This window comes from Lishizhenia sp. (assembly GCF_033720595.1).
Lineage (GTDB): Bacteria > Bacteroidota > Bacteroidia > Flavobacteriales_D > Crocinitomicaceae > Lishizhenia.
Genome location: NZ_JAWWCF010000169.1, coordinates 1 through 6682, shown reverse-complemented (window position 1 = coordinate 6682; position 6682 = coordinate 1). Strand labels below are relative to the sequence as shown.

At 37.0% G+C, this 6682-nt stretch carries 5 protein-coding genes; 2 read left to right on the top strand and 3 right to left on the bottom strand.

The features are described from left to right. Positions 1 to 130 precede the first annotated feature (130 nt). Entirely contained in the window at positions 131 to 1360 is a 1230-nt protein-coding gene (locus R3333_RS11420) for a DUF4374 domain-containing protein (RefSeq protein ID WP_318958910.1), read from the bottom strand. 10 nt (positions 1361 to 1370) lie between these two features. Then, positions 1371 to 3725, bottom strand: a complete 2355-nt coding sequence (locus tag R3333_RS11415) for a TonB-dependent receptor (RefSeq protein ID WP_318958909.1) — start codon at positions 3723 to 3725, stop codon at positions 1371 to 1373. A 179-nt stretch (positions 3726 to 3904) separates the two neighbouring features. Here R3333_RS11415 and R3333_RS11410 point away from each other — a divergent pair, with 179 nt between their 5' ends. Both R3333_RS11410 and R3333_RS11405 read left to right on the top strand, forming a co-directional pair. After that, a complete protein-coding gene (locus R3333_RS11410; protein ID WP_318958908.1) occupies positions 3905 to 4195 on the top strand; it encodes a hypothetical protein in 291 nt (96 codons plus the stop codon). Further along, entirely contained in the window at positions 4192 to 4563 is a 372-nt protein-coding gene (locus R3333_RS11405) for a hypothetical protein (RefSeq protein ID WP_318958907.1), read from the top strand. Before R3333_RS11410 ends, R3333_RS11405 begins: the two co-directional genes overlap by 4 nt. Here R3333_RS11405 and R3333_RS11400 read toward each other — a convergent pair. Continuing rightward, the coding region (locus R3333_RS11400) for a PAS domain S-box protein (protein ID WP_318958906.1) at positions 4538 to 6682 on the bottom strand (2145 nt) is incomplete at its 5' end. The genes R3333_RS11405 and R3333_RS11400 overlap by 26 nt on opposite strands.

Here is a 6682-nt window from a genome sequence, read left to right as displayed (position 1 = left end):
GGTAGGGTTGCCTGTAAAGAGCGGTTAAAAAGAAGTATGTGTATTTGTGGAGCTTGGAAATGATGTATAAAAAATCCCGCTCCTTCATTGAAACGGGATTTTTTGAATTAAAATTAAAGGGTAGGAAAGATTAATATTTAAAGATACCTTGTAACTGTCCTCCTTCAATGTTGGCGCCTTTTATTGCAGTTGCTGTATTTGCATCAACTGTGTATACTGCAGCTGTGGTTCCATCATTAATGGATATCATTACTTTTCCATCTTCTTTAAAGAAAGGAGTTTTGTATTGACCACCGTGTAAAGGAATATCATTTACAATTTCGAAAGTTTCGTTGTTTACATCGATGATTGCAATTTTACAAATAGGGTTTTCTGTGGTAAATCCAGCCCAGGAACCAACACCACTTGCGTCATCGGTAGCTACATCAATTACACGTGCTACAATTTTACCATTTCCAGCATATTCTCCCGTCATTACTCTGTATCCGTGATCGTCTTCAATATTCATAAAGAAAGAAGGATCAAATTCATCCGTTGTAGCGTTAATTTTTAATACCCCTGAAGGATTGTCAACTTGTGTATAACCAGCTGCGTAAGATGCTGTAGCCAAGGCATAAATATCTCCGTTTTCAGCTTCCATTATTGCAGGTTGGTTTCCATAGTATCCGATAGGTGTAGATCTAGCATCTTTAATAACTTTTTCCAAGGTCATATCTGGGTAACTGTAAACAGCAACATAAGCAGTGTCTGTGATAGGAGTTTCCCAGGTGTCACCAATAAGCGGGTAGAAAGGGATGTAGGCTTTACCATCTTTTAATAATACATCATTGGGCCATACATTGATTTGAGCACCGTTATGCATAGGTGCATATATCGTATGATTAATACTATTGGTAATAGATACACTTGAAGGGTCTATGGTCTGGAAGTTACAATCAAATGCGCCACCTCCCCAAGGAGCTCCAATTCCGAATAAAACATCTCTTTCTTCATCGTATTCCATAAGGTCTACGCGTTCGAAAACAAACTGACCTTTTTCTGTGAACATACCGTTTTCTACTGTATAACCCGTTGCAAAATTTTCGGTGTAGTTAAAAGCAAAGTAAGTATCATTTGTAGCCGCAAAATAACACCAACCCGTTTGTTCTATTCCCATACCCGTTGAGGTAATGTTGCCTTCTTTAATACTTTGTGTACTCACCAAAAAATCAGCAGATCCGTCTGCACTTCTAAGACCAACAACGTAACCATCTTTGTTTTCATTATCGTCTCCGTTAGCTGGTTTTGGGTCTTCCTTTTTACAAGCAAACATGCTCATCGTTATTAGCGTAAATGCACCAATTTTAATTGTGTTTTTCATTTGTTGGTATTTATTTTTTTGTGATAAAATATCTCAACTTGAGGTTGAAATTCCTTCCTGGTTTTTGAATTTTAAAGTTGTCATACAGCTGGCTGTCTAGAATATTGTTGCACGAAAAAGTGAGGTTGTATTTTCCCTTTCCCCCCTTATAAGTAATGGCCAAGTTATGAGCGATTTGACGGGGGATAATGTTTTTAAATGCTGTGCTTCCTTGACTGGGCCATTTTAAATAGAACTCCTCTACAAAAAGTGTGTGCCAACGAACACTTATTTTGTTTTTCTGCTCACCAAATTCCTTTGAGTTAACAGTGATACTTCCATTTCCAAAGAAGTAGGGAATGTTTGGAATTCTGTCTAAGTACAAGGGGTCGTCATAACCACCAAAGAATTGGTTGGTGTTAATCATGTTTTGGTAGGTAGTGTTTAACTCAACATGTATACGTTTTTTGTAGGTGTATTTAAATGCAACTTCATATCCTGTCACCTCAGTACTTAATAAATTTTGATATTTAGAGGCTATTCCCACTGCCACAAGACGAATCATGTTTTGGGGTAACCTATAAATGAAGCCAAATTCACCTTGGAATTTATGAGCTTTGATTCTCTTACTTCCACCTAAGCTCAAATTGAAATTTTGAGACTGTTCTGCTAATAATTCATAATTCCTTTTGAGTAAAAGCCCATCACCGAAAATCTCATAGCCTTCAGGTAGTCGGTAAGCGTTTTCATAAGACGCTTTTAACTGCAGGTTTTTCTTTAAATGATAGGTGGTTGCAGCTCCGTATCCTGTGTTATTTTGTTGGGCATCTGTTCGTATGAAGTCTTCGTATTCTGAATCGGGTTCTAGGTATAGAATGGAGCGGAAACTAAAGTGTTTGATAAATGCGGTACTTTCCCATTTACCCTCTAAAAGCTTGAGTTTATAAGAGAGTCCCATAAAATTCTTTTGCAGGATATTAGGGTTACTGAAAGGTACCTCACTGTAACTTAGGGTATCTTCTCCCTGCCTTTGAAACCAAGAAAAGGTATTGTTGAAAGTAAAACTGTGCTTTTTATTTAGTGCATAATCGAGCGTAGTGGTAACCAAACTTGCCTTGTCGTTGAAAGTAAAGTAGCTTTTATACCAATTCAACTCTCCGGATGTTGCCGAAAAATCTTTTTCGGTGTAATTACCTCTCCAATCATATACCCGTGAACTTGTGTCCACTGTAATCGCTTGTCTTTCGCTGTATATGGCAGATACTTTGATGTCTAATCCTTTGGTAAACAAATCATCTTTGGCGTATTTTAAGGTGGGAATGAAGGTGTGTTCTTTTGTAAATACATGTCCGGCTACTTTGGTCATGTTTGCCCCTTGTTGTACTTCTTTGTAGGTTTCAGAGGCTATAAAGCCCAGTAGAAGTCTATCAGCGAAATTTTTATTGACTACTCCCATTTCCAAGAGAGCAGTGGTACTTCTAAATGCATCATTAAATCTACGAATACGCGTTGGGTCTTTGTCAATTGCTCCAGTTTGAGGATTGGCCAAATAGGCATCCATGAAATAGTTGTTTTCTGAGAAAGTGTAGAAGGCACTGGTGTTGATTAAGAAATTTTTCTTCGAGGTGTGTCGGGCAACTACCGCTGCCTTGTGCGTGTTAAATGATCCTAAGCTGTAGCTGGCGTCGACAAAATCTTTGCTGATGTTTTTAGTGACAATATTCACTGCGCCTCCTAAAACATCTGCACCTAAGCGAACGGGCACCACACCTTTATACACTTCGATTCTGTCTAATAAATTGATGGGAACAATGTTTAAACCAAAGGCTTGACCTAAATAATCAGTAGGTAGACCATCAATAAAAAACCTGACTTGTTTTCCGGTAAAACCATTCAAAGAAAAACTAAAGTTAGCCCCGGTACCTCCAGATTCCCTTACGCGTATTCCGGGTGTTCCATCTAGCACGTCATTTACGTTGAGGTTGAGGTTTTGTACGGGTTTTAGATCTATAGCCGTAACATTGAATGCTTCTTCCTGTACCTTTTGATTGTCTGTCTCAGCGGACACGGTAACACCCTCCATTTCTTGGATAGGAGTAAGAGGGATACTTTTTAAATAATTGGTGTCTTTGAAAATATTTACTTGAGTGGTATAGCTTTCGAAACCAAATGCACTTACCTGCACGGTATAGGTTCCTTTTTGTAAATTGTTTAGAATAAAAACACCTAACGAATCGGTATAAGCACCTTTACCATTTCCAAAATTGACCTTTGCATTTTCTATTGATATACCATGGGCCAAAACTTTACCTTGTACAAATGCTTCTTGCGCCCAAAGTGAGGAGCTAAAAATGATAGAAATAATAAGTCCAGATAATCGTAACATTGTGTGCAGCAATTTTGCTACAAAGGAAGTGAGGGAGCATGGCTTGTGCAATACCTAAAGCTAGGTATTTAGAATGAATCTAAATAAAATTACGAGTGATTTGGCCCTAAGAATACCTTAGTATTGATACTGATATAGTGGTATAATGTGTATTTTAGTTGCATAAAATTTAAGGGAGAATGAAACAGGTTTTGTGTAAATCATGCAAGCAATGGTCTACTGATGAATTCAATTGCGAGCATTGTGGAAATCTATTGAATGAGCAAATTATTCGAGAAGAAAAGTATATCGCAAAACACGGAATTCAAAAACCTAAGCCTCCAGGGAAACTCGCAGTTTTCTTTGAGAAATCTCGCAATTCTAAAAATCCTTTTGTTCGTTTATTATATTATATCGTAATGGGAATTTGGGGGATTTATGTGGGACTCGTAGTTTTTATGTTGTACCTCGCAATTGCAGCTTCTGCATGAGTATCATTAAGCAGCCTTTCTTTGTATTCTGGTGCATAGCTTATCTGCTTTACTACATGCTTAAGCATTTGGGTTATGATCTTCCAGTATTTATAAGAAATTACTTTTCTGATTTTATCTGTTTATTCCTTATCAATGGCTTTGCTTTACAATTGATTCGGTGGATGAAAGGACAGGACTTGGAGTTAACAGTAGTTCAAGTAATCTTTAGTTGGGCGTGTTGTAGCTTACTTTTTGAGTGGGTATTACCTCATCAAAATCCAAAAGTGTATACGCAAGATTATTGGGATGTTGCGAGTTATGGAGTCGGTGCTATGATGTTTTTACTTTGGAGAAGGAATTTTAGACTTTCTGAAGGTAAACCTTAAAGTTCGTTCCTTTGCCAATCTCACTTTCAACATCAATTTTCCCCTTCATTGCTTCGACTTGATTGTGCGTAATAAACAATCCTATACCTCTTGCTTCGTCGTGTTTATGGAAGGTGTTATACATTCCAAATAGCTTGTTTTTGTGTTTTTCTAGATTGATTCCTAGTCCGTTATCTTTGAATTTAATGCAGATATACTTCTCGGTTTCTTCAGCAGAAATTTCTACAAAGCTATCCTTTTTTTCATCCCTATATTTAATGGCGTTAGAAATGAAGTTAAAGAAGACACTTTCTACATAAGCATTAATACCTTTGACTTGATAATCTTCTGTTAAGTTATTTATTATCTCCACATTAGCCTCTTCGGCATTCAGTGCTAAATTACCGATAGAGCTCTTTAATACACTCCCTATTTTTATGTTGGTGTAGTCGATGTTTTCACTACTTATGGTCAGTACTTCATTCAGGTGTTCAACGGTTTCAGATAATCCTTCAATGGATTGTATTAGGAATTTAGATACCTTACTATTTCCAGCATCCTTATTTTGACGAACAAATAAATTGATTAGTCCAGATAAATTATTGGTATAGGTTTTCAGGTTATGCGATACGATGTAAGCAAAATTAGAGAACCTTTCATTTTGCGTCTGTTTTAATTCAAGAAGAGATTTAATTTGATTTTGAGCCGCATTTAATTCACTTATATCCACTGCAATTCCAACGTATCCAATAATCACGTCATCTTCACGTATCGGGTTTACGGTAAGTAAAACTTTAAACTCAGAACCATCTTTTCGAACGTAGGTCCATTCTTTTGATTCAAAACCTACGTCATTTGCTACTACGGTAAATACATCGAATCCATTAACAGGCTTGTTGTATTTTCGAGTGAGTTCGACACTTCTCTCTTCAATTTCTGAATTCTTATGAATGATTTCAGGAGAATTCGTATACAGAACTTCTTCGCTCTTGTAGCCCAAAAGGTTTTCCGCGCCAATATTAAAAAGGTTAATCACACCTTTTGCATCTGTTCCTATAATACTTACTTGAGTACTACCATTTACTATACTTTCAAGTTTTGAAAGCGTATTTTTTAAGCTGACTTGCGCAGCTACACGAGGAGTGATATCTGTAATTTGGGAAATGAAATATAGTGGAGATTTATCTGCTTTTCTCACCACAGAAACAGAAAGAACGGCATTAACAATTTTACCATTTTTATGGAAGTACCTTTTCTCCATCTGGTAAGAATCTCTCTGGTTGTTAACGACCTCTTTGAGTAATACTAAATCTTTGTTTAAATCGTCGGGGTATGTGATTTCTTGAAAAGTGAGTTTTTCGAGCACGGAACGCTCGTAACCCAGCATTTCACTAAAACTATTGTTTACTTTAGAAAAGGTTCCATCGGGTAAAACAATGGCCATTCCTATCGCGGCATTTTCAAAATTATTTCTAAATGTCTCTTCTGAGATTCGTAGTTTTTCCTCTGCTTTTTTGGCTACAGTGATATCTTGGGAGTACATGGTAATACCTCCAATTTCTTTGTCTTTAAAATACCAAGGTTTTAGTTCCCATTTTATCCATTGCTCACTTCCATCTGCACGTCGAAATAATTCACCGTCACTCTTGAGTGTTTGCCCTTGCAGTGCAAGTTGGTGATCGCGTTTCCAGTCATCTCCAATTTCAGGAAATATTTCATAATGAGATTTACCGATAATATCTTCATCCTGGATGTTGTAATCTGAAATCCATTTTTGAGAAGCTGCTAAATATTCAATGTTTTTGTTAAACATGGCAATTGCAATAGGAGCCTGGTCGACAAACCTTCTATTTTGTTCCCTCGCTAAAACACGATCAGTAATCTCTTGGTGTGATCCAACCATCCATTCTGGTTTACCATCTTCTGTCCAAGAAACTACTTTTCCTTTGTCGTGAACCCATACCCAATTTCCATTTCTGTGTTTCATTCGGGCTTCTACATCATAGATGCGGGATTTTCCTTCAAGGTGTTCTTGTATGCGTTTGTTAGATAATTCTAAATCTTTGGGGTGACAATGTTCTATCCAAGTATCTATATTGACTTCACCTAATTCTTCTAAAGAGTATCCAATGATATTGGC